This is a genomic window from Micromonospora sp. NPDC005173 (genome assembly GCF_040608515.1).
In the GTDB taxonomy this organism is placed as follows: domain Bacteria; phylum Actinomycetota; class Actinomycetes; order Mycobacteriales; family Micromonosporaceae; genus Micromonospora.
Map to the genome: position 1 here is coordinate 472,179 of NZ_JBEXIK010000001.1, position 16,402 is coordinate 488,580.

17 protein-coding genes and 2 tRNA genes are annotated in these 16,402 nt (G+C 67.9%); 9 read left to right on the forward strand and 10 right to left on the reverse strand.

Going from position 1 to position 16,402, the window contains the following annotated elements; all coding sequences use genetic code 11:
- Positions 1-337: 337 nt before the first annotated feature.
- Genes ABZV00_RS02290 through ABZV00_RS02300 form a run of 3 tightly spaced genes read left to right on the forward strand, consistent with a single transcriptional unit; the run spans position 338 to position 2,451 of the window.
- On the forward strand, positions 338-1,384 hold the full coding sequence (locus ABZV00_RS02290) for an IS110 family transposase (protein WP_355601109.1): 1,047 nt from the start codon (positions 338-340) through the stop codon (positions 1,382-1,384).
- 45 nt (positions 1,385-1,429) lie between these two features.
- Positions 1,430-1,810 carry a hypothetical protein gene (locus ABZV00_RS02295; protein WP_355601111.1) on the forward strand — a complete coding sequence of 127 codons (381 nt, stop codon included), beginning with the start codon at positions 1,430-1,432 and terminating at the stop codon, positions 1,808-1,810.
- The gene (locus tag ABZV00_RS02300; RefSeq protein ID WP_355601113.1) at positions 1,807-2,451 is read left to right on the forward strand and encodes a class I SAM-dependent methyltransferase; all 645 of its coding nucleotides are present in this window, start codon (positions 1,807-1,809) and stop codon (positions 2,449-2,451) included. Before ABZV00_RS02295 ends, ABZV00_RS02300 begins: the two co-directional genes overlap by 4 nt.
- 58 nt (positions 2,452-2,509) lie before the next feature.
- Here ABZV00_RS02300 and ABZV00_RS02305 read toward each other — a convergent pair whose 3' ends face one another.
- Positions 2,510-3,304 (reverse strand): SDR family NAD(P)-dependent oxidoreductase, encoded by a 795-nt coding sequence (locus ABZV00_RS02305; RefSeq protein WP_328422056.1) that lies wholly within the window; start codon positions 3,302-3,304, stop codon positions 2,510-2,512.
- Positions 3,305-3,382: 78 nt separating this feature from the next.
- On the opposite strand from ABZV00_RS02305, the gene ABZV00_RS02310 reads away from it, so the two are divergent.
- Positions 3,383-3,787, forward strand: a complete 405-nt coding sequence (locus ABZV00_RS02310; RefSeq protein WP_328422054.1) for a helix-turn-helix domain-containing protein — start codon at positions 3,383-3,385, stop codon at positions 3,785-3,787.
- 148 nt (positions 3,788-3,935) lie between these two features.
- Here ABZV00_RS02310 and ABZV00_RS02315 read toward each other — a convergent pair whose 3' ends face one another.
- Positions 3,936-4,325: a hypothetical protein gene (locus ABZV00_RS02315; protein WP_355601115.1), complete on the reverse strand. Its 390-nt coding sequence runs from the start codon at positions 4,323-4,325 to the stop codon at positions 3,936-3,938.
- A gap of 240 nt (positions 4,326-4,565) precedes the next feature.
- On the opposite strand from ABZV00_RS02315, the gene ABZV00_RS02320 reads away from it, so the two are divergent.
- The gene (locus tag ABZV00_RS02320) at positions 4,566-5,285 is read left to right on the forward strand and encodes a hypothetical protein (protein WP_355601117.1); all 720 of its coding nucleotides are present in this window, start codon (positions 4,566-4,568) and stop codon (positions 5,283-5,285) included.
- Between the two features lie 234 nt (positions 5,286-5,519).
- Here the strand turns inward: ABZV00_RS02320 and ABZV00_RS02325 are convergent, their stop codons facing one another.
- On the reverse strand, positions 5,520-6,371 hold the full coding sequence (locus ABZV00_RS02325; RefSeq protein ID WP_355601119.1) for a hypothetical protein: 852 nt from the start codon (positions 6,369-6,371) through the stop codon (positions 5,520-5,522).
- A gap of 609 nt (positions 6,372-6,980) precedes the next feature.
- Between ABZV00_RS02325 and ABZV00_RS02330 the strand changes: the two genes are divergently transcribed.
- Positions 6,981-7,361: a VOC family protein gene (locus ABZV00_RS02330; RefSeq protein WP_073837923.1), complete on the forward strand. Its 381-nt coding sequence runs from the start codon at positions 6,981-6,983 to the stop codon at positions 7,359-7,361.
- Positions 7,362-8,008: 647 nt separating this feature from the next.
- On the forward strand, positions 8,009-8,452 hold the full coding sequence (locus ABZV00_RS02335) for a tyrosine-type recombinase/integrase (protein WP_355601121.1): 444 nt from the start codon (positions 8,009-8,011) through the stop codon (positions 8,450-8,452).
- A 15-nt stretch (positions 8,453-8,467) separates the two neighbouring features.
- Here the strand turns inward: ABZV00_RS02335 and ABZV00_RS02340 are convergent.
- From ABZV00_RS02340 to gyrB, 6 genes are all read right to left on the reverse strand, one after another.
- Positions 8,468-8,543, reverse strand: a tRNA-Ala gene (locus tag ABZV00_RS02340).
- Positions 8,544-8,586: 43 nt separating this feature from the next.
- Positions 8,587-8,715: a DLW-39 family protein gene (locus ABZV00_RS02345; protein WP_208869723.1), complete on the reverse strand. Its 129-nt coding sequence runs from the start codon at positions 8,713-8,715 to the stop codon at positions 8,587-8,589.
- 42 nt (positions 8,716-8,757) lie between these two features.
- Positions 8,758-8,831 (reverse strand) — tRNA-Ile (locus ABZV00_RS02350).
- 149 nt (positions 8,832-8,980) lie between these two features.
- A complete protein-coding gene (locus ABZV00_RS02355; protein WP_355601124.1) occupies positions 8,981-9,886 on the reverse strand; it encodes a DUF3566 domain-containing protein in 906 nt (301 codons plus the stop codon).
- 4 nt (positions 9,887-9,890) lie between these two features.
- Positions 9,891-12,410 carry a DNA gyrase subunit A gene (gene gyrA, locus ABZV00_RS02360; protein WP_355601126.1) on the reverse strand — a complete coding sequence of 840 codons (2,520 nt, stop codon included), beginning with the start codon at positions 12,408-12,410 and terminating at the stop codon, positions 9,891-9,893.
- 130 nt (positions 12,411-12,540) lie between these two features.
- The gene (gyrB, locus tag ABZV00_RS02365) at positions 12,541-14,487 is read right to left on the reverse strand and encodes a DNA topoisomerase (ATP-hydrolyzing) subunit B (RefSeq protein WP_328422033.1); all 1,947 of its coding nucleotides are present in this window, start codon (positions 14,485-14,487) and stop codon (positions 12,541-12,543) included.
- Between the two features lie 522 nt (positions 14,488-15,009).
- Between gyrB and ABZV00_RS02370 the strand changes: the two genes are divergently transcribed.
- A complete protein-coding gene (locus tag ABZV00_RS02370; protein WP_328422031.1) occupies positions 15,010-15,564 on the forward strand; it encodes a hypothetical protein in 555 nt (184 codons plus the stop codon).
- On the opposite strand, the gene ABZV00_RS02375 is transcribed toward ABZV00_RS02370, so the two are convergent.
- Positions 15,549-16,052: a MarR family transcriptional regulator gene (locus ABZV00_RS02375; RefSeq protein ID WP_355601129.1), complete on the reverse strand. Its 504-nt coding sequence runs from the start codon at positions 16,050-16,052 to the stop codon at positions 15,549-15,551. The two genes, ABZV00_RS02370 and ABZV00_RS02375, sit on opposite strands and share 16 nt — an antisense overlap.
- A 116-nt stretch (positions 16,053-16,168) precedes the next feature.
- On the opposite strand from ABZV00_RS02375, the gene ABZV00_RS02380 reads away from it, so the two are divergent.
- Positions 16,169-16,393 carry a hypothetical protein gene (locus tag ABZV00_RS02380; RefSeq protein ID WP_328422027.1) on the forward strand — a complete coding sequence of 75 codons (225 nt, stop codon included), beginning with the start codon at positions 16,169-16,171 and terminating at the stop codon, positions 16,391-16,393.
- Positions 16,394-16,402: the final 9 nt, after the last annotated feature.

Sequence of the window (16,402 nt, forward strand, 5' to 3'; positions counted from 1 at the left end):
CGAGGCTACGGCGACACATCCACACTCGGAAGCGCGATACCCCAGAGTTACCTCAGAGTCATCACGCTTGACAGTGAGGATATGTTCGGCGGCACCGAGCGGGTCTGACTCGATGCTTGACCGACGCTTCGGCTGTCCTTGATCCGATCTGTCGGCCTGCTCGGTGCCGTTGTTGTGCACGCGGCCGGACGGGCGCCGTGACCTCATAGGAGCCTGTGCGAGAGGCCCCATCGCTGTCTTGTCCGCCCGCCCGACCGGCGCGTGCCGCCCACCCGGTGCGAGCGGAAAGGACGGCCAACCAAGCATGACCGAACAACGAGGCACGGCGCAGCATCCGGTGACGGTCGGCGGCGTAGATACCCACGGCGACACTCACCACGCTGCTGTCCTGGACGAGGTGGGCCGGCAGTTGGCCGATCGCGCGTTCCCGACCACACCGGCTGGCTATCGGCAGTTGTTGGCGTGGCTGCGTAGCTTCGGCCGGCTGGAGCGGGTCGGTGTCGAGGGCACCGGCGCCTATGGGGCAGCGTTGGCGCGGATGTTGCGCCAGGCCGGCGTCACCGTGGTCGAGGTCGACCGACCCGACCGCAAGGCCCGCCGTTTGAAGGGCAAGTCCGATCCGGCCGATGCGTATTCGGCCGCCTGGGCCGCCTTGTCGGGCCGGTCGACGGGCACACCGAAAAGCCGCGACGGTCGCATCGAAGCCATCCGTACCCTGCGGGTGACCCGCCGCGGCGCGGTCAAGGCCCGCACCCAGGCGATCAACCAGCTCCGCGCCCTGCTTCTCACCGGTCCGGCCGAACTGCGCGAACAGCTGCGTGGCCTGCCGAGGGCCGCCCTGGTCTCCGCCTGCGCCCGGCTGCGCCCCACCGCTGACCTCGCCGATCCCGCTCAGGCGACCAAGGCGGCTCTGCGTCGGCTGGCCCGCCGTCATCAGCACCTCACCGCCGAGATCGCCGAGCTGGACGCCGAACTCGCAACGCTCGTCACCGCCGCGGCACCCGAACTGCTGACGCTGCCCGGGGTTGGCGTCGAAACCGCCGGACAACTGCTGACCACCGCTGGCGACAACCCCGAACGGCTGCACTCCGATGCCGCCTTCGCTCACCTGTGCGGCGCCGCACCGATCCCGGCCAGCTCCGGGCGCACCGACCGTCACCGGCTCAACCGCGGCGGAGACCGCTGGGCCAACTGCGCCTTGCATACCATCGCCCTGTCCCGCATGCGCTGGCACGAACCCACTCGCGCCTACGCGGCTCGCCGACAGCAACAGGGCCTGTCCAACAAAGAGATCATGCGCTGTCTCAAACGCCTCATCGCCCGGCAGATTTACTACATCATTCGCCGACTCGAGATCACCAAGACAGCTCCTGCAACGGCTTGACGATCCATAGGAGCATCGGGAGACATCACCCCCATCCCCACGCTCGTGGAAAGCGTCGCGGGGCGGGCCGTGCTCCGCCCAGCAGAGGCCGCCCCGGAACTCCACGCCGGGGACGCCATCGCCGAGCCGACCGATGTCCACCACGCTCGCCAGCGAGCCGGCAAGGTCGGTCTGCAACTCGCCGACTGCGGTGTCGAGGTCATCCTCCTCGGTGGACCAGTCGATGTCCGCCGCGCGCAGCTCGGCGACCGCGTGACCGATCACGGCCGCGGGGTCGGTGACGACCACATCGACCCGGCAGTACAGGTGCAGGGTGACGGGGGCTGGCTGTTCATCCATTCAAGGATGATGACCAGCGCATTACGGGTCACGGTTACCGGCCCGTGGATCGCCCGTCTGGTCCCTGATCTAGCGTCGCCGTCATGAACGATGACGGCTGGTTAGCAGACACTCGCATCTCCTACGACACAGTCGCCGCCAGTTATGCAGACCTGCTGCGCAACCTCCTGGCTGAAACGCCCTACGAACGAGCGACTCTGGCTTTGTTCGCCGACCTCGTTCACGCCGCTGGTGGCGGGCCCGTCGCGGACGTGGGCTGTGGACCAGGGCGCATCACCGCCCACCTGCATGAGCTCGGCGTTGAGGCGTTCGGCATTGACCTATCGCCAGGAATGATCGATGTGGCTCGGCGTGATCATCCGGGTCTACGGTTCGAGGTGGGCTCCATGACCGACCTCGATCTGGATGACGGTTCGGTCGCCGGCTTGATCGCCTGGTACTCGCTGATCCACATCCCCGACAGCCAGGTCGGCTCCGTCATCGCGCACTTCCGGCGAGTGTTGCGTCCCGGCAGCCCGCTGCTGCTCAGCTTCCACGTCGGCGACGAATCACGGCTCAAGACGCAGGGCTACGGCGGGCACCCGATGAAGGTTCACGTGCACCGTCGCCAGCCCGACCAAGTGGCGGCATGGCTGCGCGAAGGCGGATTCACGGTCGAGGCACAGATGACTCTCACCTCGGCAGAAAGCTCGCTCGGCGGGATCATCTTTGGGCGCCGTCAGTCCTAAGCGGATCTCCTCGTCGGGAGCCGCGGGGCCGGAGACGTGCGGACGGGAGAGGTGAGCTTCAGGTGAGCAACGTTTCTGTGAGGTCCATCAAACGCTCGGCGTTCCCGGCGTCGAGGGTGGGGAAACTGAGCGGGAGTCGCTTGTCCCGGTCAACGGCGGTCAGCGGCGCGGCTGGTGGCGTGTCCAGGAACCGATGGATCGGCGCTACGGCGTCCGCGATGGGTTGGGCCGCCACCGACGCCGCCGCCAGCAGCCCACGGAGTACCAGCGGAAGCGGGCTACGGTCGCCGCTTTTGGTGAAACCGGGATGGTAGAGCACGTATCGGGCACGGCTGCCGGATCGCTGGGCGAAGCCCACGCCGAGCAGGTCGTTGGCTCGACCGGCCTGCAACTGTGCGGTGATCATGGAGTAGCCCGAGGCCAGTTGCGGATCGGTCCAACGCACGCCGCCCTTGGTGACCCCGACGCCAGCGACGTTCACGATCACCGGTGCGGCAGCTCGGTCCAGGGCCGGACGTAGGCCGAAGCTGAGCAGATAGCGACTGAGGTAGTAGAGCGCGAACGTGCGCTCCAGGCCTTCGCCGGTCACGATGCGACGCGGCGCTTGAGCATTGGCGAACAGCGCCAGCGCGTCCACGACCTGGTACTCGGTGAGGATGTGCTCGATGACCTGCCGAGTCTCGGCCATGCTGGAGAGGTCGACGGGAAGGAAGTCGATAGCGCTGCCGGCGAGCGCCTCGCCGCGTTCGCGGTTGCGCCCGAGCACCAGGACGCGGTCGCCGCGTTCGGCCCGCCCGCGGGCCAACGCACGTCCCATTCCGTTCGTGCCCCCACTGACCACCACAACGCCCATGTCGCCCCCCCCGTTACCGTTCTTCACTGACGTGCTCATCCTGGGCAGACGGCCAGTGGAGCGAAAGAAGGCACTTTCATGACCACAAGGGACACCGGTGTGCGTGCCTCGCTGGACAACCACCGGTTGCCGAATCCCGTTCCGATCGGCGAGTACGAGCGCTGTCCGGTCACCGACGTGCTGCGGCGGGTGAGCGACAAGTGGACGCTGCTGCTGATCACCCTGCTCGGCCGGCGTCCGTACAGGTTCAACGAGTTGCATCGGGCGGTGGAGGGCATCAGCCCGCGCATGCTCACCCGGACGCTGCGCACGTTGGAGAGTGACGGCCTGGTCGAACGTGAAGTGTTTCCGACGGTGCCGCCGAGCGTCGAATACCGGCTGACGCCGCTCGGCGTCAGCCTTCTGGAGCCGCTCTCCGCGCTGGCCGACTGGGCGGTCGACCACCACGCCGAGATCGCTACGACACGTCAGCGGCCCACCTGAAACACCATGGGCGGACTCCGTCCTACGGTTCGCACACCGCCACGGACGGGAGACGAGTTCCTTCCACCCACCCGATAACCGCAAAAGCTCAGGTTGACCGCAAGATCAGGTTTTCGGCAGACCCTCCCGTGCGGGAGCAGGGTCGCGGTCAGCCGCCCCTCTTCTCGAAGGCCGCCTCACTGACGCCCCATAGGAACAGGCCGCCGAGGGGGCACTCGGGAAAGTCAGCCCGCAGCACCCGGACGAGAAACTCCACCATGCCGCAGTCGTAGCGGCTCCACAGCGAGCCGTTCCGCTTGTAGACCACGACCGGCCACTTGGCTGGATCGCCGTCCGAGGCATCCCAGCACAACATGTCGGCGGTGGCGTCGACACCCCAGTTGATCAACACCGGAGAGGTGCCTTCCAGTTCGGGCGCCTTGTCCTCGGTCTCCCAGTCAGCCTCGGCGTTCGCCGAGAGCGTCCCAGTCGACCCTCGTACCACCGTCCGCCGGCGGCGACATGAGCCGTCGCAGGGCGTCCAGATCGGCCGACTCACTCATCGGCACCTCGCTTTCTGGTCCGTGTCAGGTCGATGGGTATGAACGCCTGGAACTCGCTCGCCGGAGGCTGGCCACCTCCACCGGCCTCCTGCTGGCCGCCCGTGTCGGACAAGGTGTCGGTGCCGCCCTCGCGTGTCCGGTCACGGGACATGCTTGACACTCGCGTCCCACCACGTCCTTTACAAGATCCGTTCGGGCAATCGATGACGGAGTGGGTCGGCGGAGATGATGTCGGCATGGACGCATGGGCAGACGGCGACCTGGCTGGCGAGTTCGAGCGGCAGCTTGATGACCTCCTGGCTGAGCTGAACTCAGACTGGGTAGAGCCCGAACTGCCGCCGGAGTTCGCGAGTAACGAGTCGTTCCATCGCTACCACCGGAGGAACGGCAAGCGCTGGCAGCTTGCCTGCGTTCTTCGAGAACGTCCTGACCTGGCGGCCACCCTGGCCGACCGGGTCCTGGCCGCGGTGGTCTGCGACGAAGATGTGGCCGCCAATCGCCAACTCATTGAGCCGTTGTTGACGGCGGTGGGCCGTCGCAGGGTCCAGGAGTACCTCATCTCGGTCGTCACCTCTGGATCGCTACTGCAACGCGTCTGCGCAGTCCGCGCCTGGTACTGGTCGCAGGCCGTGCTCGTGTACGAGTCGTCTGAGGCGGTGACCAGCAGACAGCCCACGACGGTTAGCCAGGCCCAAGATGATGAGGTTGCCGGCATTCGCGTCTGGTATCGCGCAGCCTGTCTCACCGCCTTCGTCGAGTGCGACCACAACACCACACGCGAATGGCTGGCCCGAGGCTTCATTCTGGACAAGTCCTTCTACCCGTCGGGGCTGCACCGCAGGGTGGCCCAGGCCCGCGCTATCGCCGAAGCCGACCCGGTCCGGTTCAAGGAACTCATTGCCAAGACCACCGACGGGACGAACCTCGCTGCCATCCGGCCCGCAGATGATCGATGAATCCGGCGCAATTCACCCGGACCTCGTGATCTCCGCGTAGCGACCTGACGCCGCATTTGAGGAAGCATGTGGTGGGACTAGACAACTCGGCTCGCCAAGTGTCCTCCGTCGGCTAACCTGCGACAGTCGTCCGCCAACTGGTCAGCGACGTCCGCGCGGATCGCGGCATGAGCGTGCACCGTGTGCTGAGCGCGAACGGCCGCTGAGCGAAGCGGCACCTACGACGAAGCAGCGTCACGCATGAGTGAGCGTGGCGAGCCACTTTTTCGGGTATGGCTTTTGAGTCGACAGGTTCCGGATCAACGTCGCCAGGGTTTCGGGACGTCGGCCGTGGGCCACCAAGGCGACGGCCTCCGCCAAGGCATATCGAACGCGGCTGTCGCGTCGGATTCCGACCTCCTCGCGAAGGCTCGGACCGAAGCTCGCTGTCAGCTTCTCCTGCCGCTCCGCCAGATAGGAATATACCGACGGATCCATCGATACGTTGCTGACCGCGCCGGACGGCAAGTCCGCGGTCCAGCCTGCGTGCCGCTGCCAACGTCGCGTCTTCGGACTCGTCTTACCACGGGCGACGACCCCGATGAAACGAATCTTTCGGCGCACGACGTCCCACGGCTCCCGCTGCTCCTCGACCCAGTCGCGGAGCAGCGAATACAGGCTCTCGAACGTCCTGCCGGTGGACACAATGTCGACGAACGAGACAGGATCGCCGGTGCGGGCCAGGCGGAACGGCGTCACGCCACATCGAGTCAGGATGACGCGAGCCTCGTCGCGCCACTCATCACACGGCACCCAACCCTCTGAAGACCTGCTGAATGGCAACCGTATCAACCTCGGGTCCTCGGCCAGCACTCCAGTAAGCAGGTCGTACATCGAATCCATCGAGCGTCCGACGAAGTGCAACGCGCCGCCACCGGAACGGGCTAACACCCTGGCCGAGCAATCCACCAACTCTGCCGCAAACCACAAATCGGGGCGGCAATCCCCGTCCAAGAGCGAACCCAGTCGATCCGGTGTCACCAAGTTCCAGCGGAACGGCAAGGTCATCCTCGGGTCGTCGGCCCACATGGCGAACGATAATGCCATGGCCTTCCCCCTGCTGCAGGGAATTGCGGGCCACGGCCCGGGCGAGCCCCGACGGCCATGGATGGACGGCGCGCTGTCATCGGCAGATCCGTGCGCTCACGCTCCGCCGACCTGCCGCTAGGCCCCTTGCGGTGGGCGCGGAGAGCTTCATGACGGCCGACACCTACGGCCACGTTCTGCCGGCGAGGGCTCGTCAGGCTGCCTCGGCCATAGATCGGGTCCTCGGCCAGGAGCGGACGGCGTGACCGCTTGGCTGTACTCGGGACCGAGATCAACCAAGGAAAGTGCTGGTGGAGCCCAGGGGATTCGAACCCCTAACCCCTGCCTTGCAAAGGCGGCTCCACACAGTTGATGCTTGCTGATCAATGCCGACGACTGGTGTTGTCGTCCGGGACTTTGCTGTCCCGTACCAACGGTTGACGGCTGTTGTCGCGCGTCTCGCTGACTTCCTGCTGACTGACGACCGTCAGGGCTCAGCCCGACGGGCACCCTCGTCCAGCCCCGCTCGCCTCGCCCGGTACGATCGCGAGCTTGTTCGCACTGCAGGGAGCCCATGAGATCCGCGTGCGGCCGCCCCGGCAGTTCCCATGCTGAGAGTAGGTTTCGTCAATGGCATGCCGTATCGGTGAGCTCGTGCTCAAGTGCCGCGACCCCGAGGTGCTAGCGCGGTTCTGGTGCGAGGTCCTGGACTTCATAGTGCTCGATCGCGAAGAGGGGGTCTACATCGAGATAGGCCCGCGCGAAGGGTTCGGCGGCCCGCAGCCGACGATCTTCCTCATCCGCAACGACGAGCCGAAGAACGGGCATGCCCGGCTGCACATCGACGTCAACCCCACCGACCGCGATCAGGACGCCGAGCTCGAGCGCCTCCTGGCCGCCGGGGCCAAACTCGTCGACATCGGTCAGCCTGCGGATGCGTCCTGGCACGTCCTCGCCGATCCAGAAGGCAACGAGTTCTGCCTGCTCAAGCGCCGCCTCGACCCACTCTGACGGCCCTTGCCCAAACGATCGACGCAGCCGCCACCCCGCAGCCGCCGACAAGATCTGGCGACCCCATCAATAGCTGGGGGGCCGGGTGGATGCTCGACCCGCCCCGTGTCGCATGCGTGTTGGTGAGGCATTGACCCAGCCAGCGGAACCTCGCCATCCCGTCGCCGTCGACCCGCCCTTGTGGGAGCGGGCCGCCGTCGGGGCCGCCACGTCAAGACGGCCTTAACGCACGGACGGACGCTGGCGGTCCCGGCGGCGGTCTGCTCGGCTCGCCCCGGGTCTTCGGCGGTGGGATGGCGCTACCGTAACCACCCACGGACCGCGACCCGCCGACGGAGCCCCGGCCATCCTGGAGCCGGAGCGCCCCCGCCGGAGGCGCACTAGCCGCAACCCCGCGACCGCCGCCAGCTCGCCGACGCGGCCGGCGTGCGCTCCCTTACGCCGCGCGGGCACGTGGCCGCGCGGCCCGGCCGGCTGCCGGCCCACCCCTCACTCGTCAACGATCTGTCGTTCTGCGGCGGCCCACCGGGCTTCCCGCTTTCCGCGCCAGCCGCCGGGGGCGTCAGGCGTGACGGCCGCAGAGCGACAGCGGCGCGGCCGGCGCGCGCCCAGGCGGCGGCGCGTGCGGCCCGTCAAGGGCCGCCTTGATGTTGCGTAGTAACTTCCGGCGTCAGGTCTGGCGTCCGTCTCTTGTCCGAGCTGGACTCCTGGGCCAGCTCGCCGAATCCGGGCCGTTCAAGTTCCGCGCAACCTGGCCCGACCGGGACGGCGTGGAATGGTCAGCGGAGTTCACGACCGAACGGGAAGCGGTCGACTGCTTGGCGACCAAGGCGGCTGGTGGACTGCGCTTCCATGATCTGCGGCACTGCTACGCGACGTGGTTGGTGTCCGCCGGAGTCCCTGTCAACGTGGTCCAGGCGGTGATGGGCCACGAGCAGGCGTCAACGACGCTCAACCGCTACACGCATACTCCGGCGGATTTCCACGAGTCGGTGCGCAGGGCCTTCGGCGGGTCTGCTGACGATCCGCTGACTACCGTAGAAGATCCTCAATTTGGCGGGAAGCCGATCGAGGGAGAAAACAGCCCGTGACCAGGCCAAATTGTGTGGTGGAGCCCAGGGGACTCGAACCCCTAACCCCTGCCTTGCAAAGGCAGTGCTCTGCCAGTTGAGCTAGGGCCCCGTGAGCGGGCGGCGTCGCCGATCGCTCGGCGCCGGGCCTGACCTCAGCGCAGGTCGGGCGCGGTGGTCGCCTCGTGCCACAGCGCACGCTCGTCGTTGGACGCCTTGACCTTGTTGAACACGACGGCGGCCACGCCGACGACGCCGGCCAGAATCAGCAGCTTCTTGAACATGGGGCGACCCCTCGCGCTCGACTACCGTCGGACGACCTGCGGTGGGGCTAGCTGGAATCGAACCAGCGACCTCAGAGTTATCAGCTCTGCGCTCTAACCGACTGAGCTATAGCCCCGCGTTGCGACGAGCAAGATTAACCCATCCGCTCGGTCGGCCCCAAATCGGGGTCCGGCCTGCGAGCCGGGTCGTCGACGCCTCCAGAACCTACCCGAGTGCGGAGCGCCGGAGCGACCGCTATTCGCGGCGCCCCGGCGCTCCGATCGTTCAGTCCCGCTCGGCGAGGGTCAACTCGATCCCGCCGACCAGGTCGGCGCAGACGTTGTAGACGAACGCTCCCAGCGTGGCCAGCGCGGTGAACAGCACCACGTTGACCAGGCCGATCAGCGCCGAGCTGAGGATCACGCCCTTGGCGGTGATCTGGAAACCGTCGGTACTCTGCCCACCGCCGGCGTTGACCAGGTCACTCAGGCTGTCGTTGACGCTCTGGAACACGCCCATCGCGTCCAGCGCCAGGTAGAGCACCGACGTGGCGACCACCACGACGATGAAGAGCACCACCGAGACGGCGAACGCGAACTTCATCACGGACCACGGGTCGATCCGCTTCAGGTTCAGCCGGGCCCGGCGCGGTCCGCGGGACGCGGCCGAGCTGACCGAGGTACGCGCGGCGCGTACCGCGTCGCCGACCCGGGCCGCCCCGACGGCGGACGCGTTGCCGATTCCCGGTGGCAGGCCACCGCCGCTGGCCGGGCGGCCGGCAGTGGCGGTACGCCCCGGGTCCAGCTGCGGCTGGGTCATGCCGGGGGTGATCCGGGGCTGGGTGCCCGTGCTCCCGGTCGACGCCGCCTGACCGGCCCGGACGTTGATCGGCTGGGTGGTCGTCGGACGGGCCGGGGCCGGGGCCGCAACCGGAGGTGTGCCGGCGGACGCCGGCGCCTCGGGAGCGGAGGCCTCGGACTTGTCGGCCGACCCGCCGTCCTCGCCGGGCTGGTCCGGCGGTGGTGTCATGCCGGGAGCCCGGGTGAATTTCGGGGCAGGCGCGTCGGCGGGGACCGTCGCCCGGCCCACGGCCGCGCGGCCGGTCGCTGGTGTGCCGCCCTTGGCGGCATCCTCGTCGACCGGGTTGGCCGAGGTCCCCGTGTTCCCCGACTTCGCCTGTGTCTCCGTCATTCAACTAGTCCTGTTCGTCAGGCTCGTCGGCATTGCGAGCAATCGCCACGATAGTCACGCCGTCCGGGAGGTCCATCAGCTTGACCCCCATTGTGTTCCGGTCACGCGTACGGCGTACAGGCTTCACCGGAGTCCGGATGACACCACCGTTGCTTGTGATCGCGAACAGTTCGTCGTCCGGGTCGATCACAACCGCGCCGACGAGACCACCGCGCCGCTCGGTGATCTTCGCAGTCAGCACGCCTTTACCTCCCCGGCCCTGCACCGGGTATTCCTCGATCGGGGTACGTTTCGCGTATCCCCCGTTGGTGGCCACCAGAACGTCCAGGCCCTCCCGAACGACCTCCATGGCCAGCAGGACGTCATCGTCCGTGAAACGCATGCCGATCACGCCCGAGGTGGCCCGACCCATCGGCCGCAGCGCCTCGTCCGAGGCGCTGAACCGGATCGCCTGCGCCTTCTTGGAGACCAGCAGCAGGTCGTCGTCCGGCGCAGCCAACGCAGCACCGACCAGCTCGTCCTCATCGCGCAGGTTGATCGCGATGATGCCGCCGGAACGGTTGGAGTCGAACTCCTCGAGCCGCGTCTTCTTCACCAGGCCGTTCTTCGTGGCCAGTACCAGGTAGGGGGCCACCTGGTAGTTCGGGATTTCGATGATCTGCGCGATCTGCTCGTCGGGCAGGAACGCGAGCAGGTTGGCCACGTGCTGGCCCTTGGCTACCCTACTGGCCTCCGGCAGCTCGTACGCCTTGGCCCGGTATACGCGGCCCTTGTTCGTGAAGAACAGAATCCAATCGTGGGTTGAGCATACGAAGAAGTGGCTGACGATGTCGTCCTGTCGCAGCGTGGCGCCACTGACGCCCTTGCCGCCGCGCCGCTGTGAGCGGTAGAGATCGACCTTGGTCCGCTTGGCGTACCCGGTCCGGGTGATCGTGACGACCACGTCCTCCCGGGCGATGAGGTCCTCCATCGAGACCTCGCCGTCGAACGGAACGATCTTCGTGCGCCGCTCGTCGCCCCACTTGGCGATGATCTCGCCCAGCTCCTCCGAGACGATCCGCCGCTGCCGCTCCGGCTTGGCGAGGATGTCCTTGAGGTCGGCGATCTCGATCTCCAGCTTGGCCAGGTCGTCGAGGATCCGCTGCCGCTCCAGAGCGGCGAGCCGGCGCAGCTGCATGTCCAGGATCGCGGTCGCCTGGATCTCGTCGATCTCCAGCAGCCGGATCAGGCCCTGCCGGGCGTCGTCCACGGTCGGCGAGCGCCGGATCAGGGCGATCACCTCGTCCAGTGCGTCCAGCGCCTTGGACAGACCACGCAGGATGTGCGCCCGCTCCTCGGCCTTGCGCAGCCGGAACGCGGTCCGCCGACGGATCACGTCGATCTGGTGCTCGACGTAGTAGCGGATGAACTGCGCCAGGTTGAGCGTGCGCGGCACCCCGTCGACCAGCGCCAGCATGTTGGCGCCGAAGGTCTCCTGGAGCTGGGTGTGCTTGTAGAGGTTGTTCAGCACCACCTTGGCGACCGCGTCGCGCTTGAGCACCAGCACGATCCGCATGCCGGTACGCCCGGAGGACTCGTCGCGGATGTCGGCGATCCCGGCGAGCTTGCCTTCCTTGATCAGCTCGGCGATCCGCTCGGCCAGGTTGTCCGGGTTGACCTGGTAGGGCAGCTCGCTGACCACCAGGCAGGGCCGGCCGCGCTTGTCCTCTTCGACCTCCACGACAGCGCGCATCCGGATCGAGCCGCGACCGGTGCGGTAGGCGTCCTGGATGGCGGTGGTGCCGACGATCAGGCCGTGGGTCGGGAAGTCCGGACCCTTGACGATGCCGAGCAGGGCTTCGAGGGTGGTCTCCTCGTCCTCCTCCGGGTTCTCCAGGCACCACTGCACCGCCGCGCCGATCTCGCGCAGGTTGTGCGGCGGGATCTTGGTGGCCATGCCGACCGCGATGCCCTCGGAGCCGTTCACCAGCAGGTTCGGGATCCGCGACGGCAGGATGGTGGGCTCCTTGGCCCGGCCGTCGTAGTTGTCCTGCAGGTCGACGGTGTCCTCGTCGATGTCCCGCAGCATCTCCATGGCCAGCGGGTCGAGCTTGCACTCGGTGTACCGCATGGCGGCGGCCGGGTCGTTACCCGGCGAGCCGAAGTTGCCGTTGCCGTCCACCAGCGGGTACCGCAGCGACCAGGGCTGCGCCATCCGGACCAGAGCGTCGTAGATCGCCGAGTCGCCGTGCGGGTGGAACTGACCCATCACGTCGCCGACCACCCGGGAACACTTCACGTAGCCCCGGTCCGGCCGGTAGCCGGAGTCGAACATCGCGTAGAGGATCTTGCGGTGGACCGGCTTGAGGCCGTCCCGGACGTCCGGCAGCGCTCGACCGACGATGACGCTCATCGCGTAGTCGAGGTAGGAGCGCTGCATCTCCACCTCGAGCCCGACCGGCTCGATCCGGTCGTGCGCGACCACGGCGGCGAGGACCTCGGGGACCTCGGGCTCGTTCGGTGTGGACTCGGGTGAATCGGTCACTGTATACCCTTATCAGACTCAGAGTCGTTTTCGTGCTGTGGATAACGGCTGTGGATACCGGCCAAGCTGTGGATAACTCTGTGGATCGGTGGGTCGGTCGGGTGTGGCCCGACCGACCCACCGTGCTCCGTCAGATGTCCAGGAACCGGACGTCCTTGGCGTTGCGCTGGATGAACGACCGGCGCGCCTCGACGTCCTCACCCATCAGCACGCTGAACAACTCGTCGGCGGTTGCCGCGTCGTCGAGCGTGACCTGACGCAGGGTACGCGTTGCCGGGTTCATCGTGGTCTCCCACAGTTCGGGGTAGTTCATCTCGCCGAGGCCCTTGAAGCGCTGGATGTCATCCGGCTTGGCGTTGGGCTTCTTCTGCTGGCGCAGCGCGATCAGCCCGTCCCGCTCGCGGTCCGAGTACGCGTACTGGGCGTCGTCGCCCTTCTTGTTCCACTTGATCTTGTAGAGCGGCGGGGCGGCCAGGTAGACGTGCCCCAGCTCGACCAGCGGGCGCATGAAACGGAAGAGCAGCGTGAGCAGCAGCGTCTGGATGTGCTGGCCGTCGACGTCGGCATCGGCCATCAGCACGGTCTTGTGGTACCGCAGCTTCTCGATGTCGAAGTCGTCGTGGATGCCGGTGCCCAGCGCGGTGATCAGCGCCTGGACCTCGTTGTTCTTCAGCACCCGGTCGATCCGGGCCTTCTCCACGTTGAGGATCTTGCCGCGGATCGGCAGGATCGCCTGCGTCCGCGGGTCCCGGCCCTGCTTGGCCGAGCCACCCGCCGAGTCGCCCTCGACGATGAACACCTCAGACTCGCGCGGGTCGGTGGACTGGCAGTCGGCCAACTTGCCCGGCATGGAGCCGGACTCCAGCAGCGACTTGCGCCGGGCGAGCTTGCGGGCCTGCTGCGCGGCGATCCGGGCGCGGGCCGCCTGGGAGGCCTTGGTGATGATCATCTTGGCCTCGGCCGGGTTGCGGTCGAACCAGTCGACCAGCCGGTCGTTGCAGACCCGCTGCACGAAGCTCTTCACCGGGGTGTTGCCGAGCTTCGTCTTGGTCTGCCCCTCGAACTGCGGGTTGGCCAGCTTGACCGAGATGATCGCCGCGAGCCCTTCCCGGATGTCCTCGCCGGAGAGCTTCTCGTCGCCCTTGAGCAGTTTCTTGTCGGCGCCGTACCGGTTGACCACGCTGGTCAGCGCGGACCGGAAGCCCTCCTCGTGGGTGCCGCCCTCGTGCGTGTTGATCGTGTTGGCGAAGGTGTAGACCGACTCGCCGTACGACTCGTTCCACTGCATGGCGATCTCGAGCGACATGCCCTCCTCCTCGGCACCGAACTCGACCACGGTCTTGTGGATCGGGCTCTTCGAGGCGTTGAGGTGCCGTACGAAGTCGGCGATGCCGCCCTCGTAGAAGAAGGTCACCTCACGCTGCCGGCCGTCCTCCTCCTCGGCCACCCGCTCGTCGAGCAGGTGGATGCGGAGGGCACGGTTGAGGAAGGCCATCTCCTGGAGGCGCCGGTAGATGGTCTGGAAGTCGAAGTCGACCGTCTCGAAGACGTCGGCGTCGGGCCAGAAGGTGACCGTCGAGCCGGTGCGGTCGGTGGGCTCGCCCTTGTCCAGTGGGCCGGGCTTGGAGTTGTTGTACTGCTGCCGCCACACGAAGCCGGACTTGTGGATCTCGACGGCCATCCGGGTGGAGAGCGCGTTCACCACCGACACGCCGACGCCGTGCAGACCACCGGAGACTGCGTACGCCTTGCCGTCGAACTTGCCACCGGCGTGCAGCACGGTCAGCGCGACCTCGACACCCGGCTTCTTGAGCTTCGGGTGCAGGTCGACCGGGAAGCCGCGGCCGTTGTCGGTGACCTGGACCCCGCCGTCGGCGAGCAGCACCACGTCGATGGTGTCGCAGTATCCGGCCAGCGCCTCGTCGACCGCGTTGTCCACGACCTCCCAGACGAGGTGGTGCAGACCGCGCTCGCCGGTGGACCCGATATACATACCGGGCCGCTTGCGGACGGCCTCCAGCCCCTCGAGAACGGTGATCGACTCCGCGCCGTACTCCTGCTTGTCCTGCGCTGCCACCCTCGGCCACTTTCTCGCGTCGTCTGCGCCGGCAAGGCGCTTCGGGCGCGGGTTCGGCGGACAGGACGCGACGTCGGCGCGCGGACCGGTGCCGGAGACCTCCGGACAGCGGGTCGAACGCGCCGGTCGCCGCGGTTGCCCGCGGATCGCGATCGGCTCGACCCGACGTGGAGAATGTTTCTGGGGCCACCGGCCCCGTCCCTCGCTCCGCACCGGGTCTTCGTCTCACTGTCAATCCTACTGTGCCCGGAGGACAGAACCACCACTCGGCACCCTCAACGAGGCGGCTGAGAAAGCCGTAGCCGGCAGAACCCCATTGCCCGCGACTCCCCCCACACGCCAGGCTCCGATCGGACGCGCCGCCCCCGAACGGGTTGACCCGCGGCCGGGCGGGTCGGGGGTCGCGGCCGGACCGCCCGTGCCGTACGTTTGCGGCGCCCCGGCAGCGGCCTTGATCTTTACGGGCTGGAACCGGGACGATCGACCCAATCGACCCGACACGTGCTCTTTAAGAGGTGACAGATGGGGCTGGACAACGTCGCGGTGCACTGGCCGCGGACCGGCCGCTTCTACGATCCGGTCGCGCCGGCCGAGTTCGTCGACTTCGGCGAGATCGTCGACCTGCCGCGAATCTCCGCGCCGACAGCGGCTCTGGCCGAGTTGATCGCGAAGACCGGCACCGTCCGGGCGACCGCGTACACCGAGTTGGTGGATCTGCTGCTCGGCCTGGAAGGTGTGTTGTACGCCACAGACGCCGCGGCCGAGGATGAGGACCCGGTGATCGACCCGGACGGCTGCGCCTGGATCGCCGGCGGCATCGAACGGTTCGTGGCCGGCCACCGCCCGCACGGCGAGGCGGTCACCTTCGAGTCGGTGAGCACGGTGCTGCGCTCGCTGCTCGGCGACGGACGGCTGGCCGAGCAGCAGCTGCGCTGGCTGGAGAGCCGACTCGACGCGCTCCGCGACGAGAGCGGCGACCCGCCGCAGTGGAACTTCACCTGCGCCGAGTTGGGCGTGCTCGCCGCGTTCTACCGGCGCTGCGCCGAGCGCGGCTTCGCGGTCTACGCCGACGCCTGACCGCTCACCCCGGGGTCCGGGGTGGGCGGGTCACCACCGCCGGGCCGGTTGGCCGCGGCGATCACCTGGGTGAGCACGGCGTGCAGGTGTTGCAGGTCCTCCACGGGCAGCCCGAGCCGCTGCACGATCGCGGCCGGGATCAGCTCCGCCCGGCTGCGCAGCGCCGTGCCGCTGTCGGTGAGGGTGACGGCGAGACTGCGCTCGTCGGCGGCGTCGCGTTCACGGCGCAGGTAGCCGGCTGCTTCGAGCCGCTTGAGCAGGGGTGACAGCGTGCCCGGGTCGAGCTGCAACAGGCGACTGAGGTCGCGGCCGGACGGCGGCGCGTGCTGCCAGAGCGCCAGCATGACCAGGTACTGCGGATGGGTCAGCCCCATCGGCTCCAGCAGCGGCCGGTAGACGGCCACGACGCTGCGCGCCGCCACCGAGAGGGCGAAGCAGACCTGCTGTTCCAGCGCCAGCGGGTCGACGCCGTCCGGTCGTTCGCTCATCGGTTGCCCTCCCCATGCATGATCGCTATCGTACAGATAGTTGGTACGCCAACCATTGGTATACCAACCGTCCGTCCGCGGTGACGGGTGAATGAAGGCGCAGGAGAGGGCGGCAGATGAGCGAGGACGGCGCGGCCACCAGGTCCCCCGGCGAGGGCGGCCGCTTCATGCGCTGGGCGTTCCGGCACCTGGCCGGCCCGCCCGAGGTCGAGGGCGCGGTGCAGGGCGGCTCGGCCGAGGCCCGCGAGCTGTGGAAACGCGACCTGGAAGAGCGCAAGCGCTACACCCGGGAACAGCGCGAACGGAAGCGCGCCGCCCGGGAGGCCGGCCGGCGCAGCTGAGACGCCCGC

What these genes read in the sequence shown, in the direction of transcription:
- ABZV00_RS02300 (WP_355601113.1), top strand. Translation starts at nt 1,807, where the DNA reads ATGAACGATGACGGCTGGTTAGCAGACACTCGCATCTCCTACGACACA.
- ABZV00_RS02305 (WP_328422056.1), bottom strand. Translation starts at nt 3,304, where the DNA reads ATGGGCGTTGTGGTGGTCAGTGGGGGCACGAACGGAATGGGACGTGCG.
- ABZV00_RS02310 (WP_328422054.1), top strand. Translation starts at nt 3,383, where the DNA reads ATGACCACAAGGGACACCGGTGTGCGTGCCTCGCTGGACAACCACCGG.
- ABZV00_RS02320 (WP_355601117.1), top strand. Translation starts at nt 4,566, where the DNA reads ATGGACGCATGGGCAGACGGCGACCTGGCTGGCGAGTTCGAGCGGCAG.
- ABZV00_RS02325 (WP_355601119.1), bottom strand. Translation starts at nt 6,371, where the DNA reads ATGGCATTATCGTTCGCCATGTGGGCCGACGACCCGAGGATGACCTTG.
- ABZV00_RS02330 (WP_073837923.1), top strand. Translation starts at nt 6,981, where the DNA reads ATGGCATGCCGTATCGGTGAGCTCGTGCTCAAGTGCCGCGACCCCGAG.
- ABZV00_RS02335 (WP_355601121.1), top strand. Translation starts at nt 8,009, where the DNA reads ATGTTGCGTAGTAACTTCCGGCGTCAGGTCTGGCGTCCGTCTCTTGTC.
- ABZV00_RS02345 (WP_208869723.1), bottom strand. Translation starts at nt 8,715, where the DNA reads ATGTTCAAGAAGCTGCTGATTCTGGCCGGCGTCGTCGGCGTGGCCGCC.
- ABZV00_RS02355 (WP_355601124.1), bottom strand. Translation starts at nt 9,886, where the DNA reads ATGACGGAGACACAGGCGAAGTCGGGGAACACGGGGACCTCGGCCAAC.
- ABZV00_RS02370 (WP_328422031.1), top strand. Translation starts at nt 15,010, where the DNA reads ATGGGGCTGGACAACGTCGCGGTGCACTGGCCGCGGACCGGCCGCTTC.
- ABZV00_RS02375 (WP_355601129.1), bottom strand. Translation starts at nt 16,052, where the DNA reads ATGAGCGAACGACCGGACGGCGTCGACCCGCTGGCGCTGGAACAGCAG.
- ABZV00_RS02380 (WP_328422027.1), top strand. Translation starts at nt 16,169, where the DNA reads ATGAGCGAGGACGGCGCGGCCACCAGGTCCCCCGGCGAGGGCGGCCGC.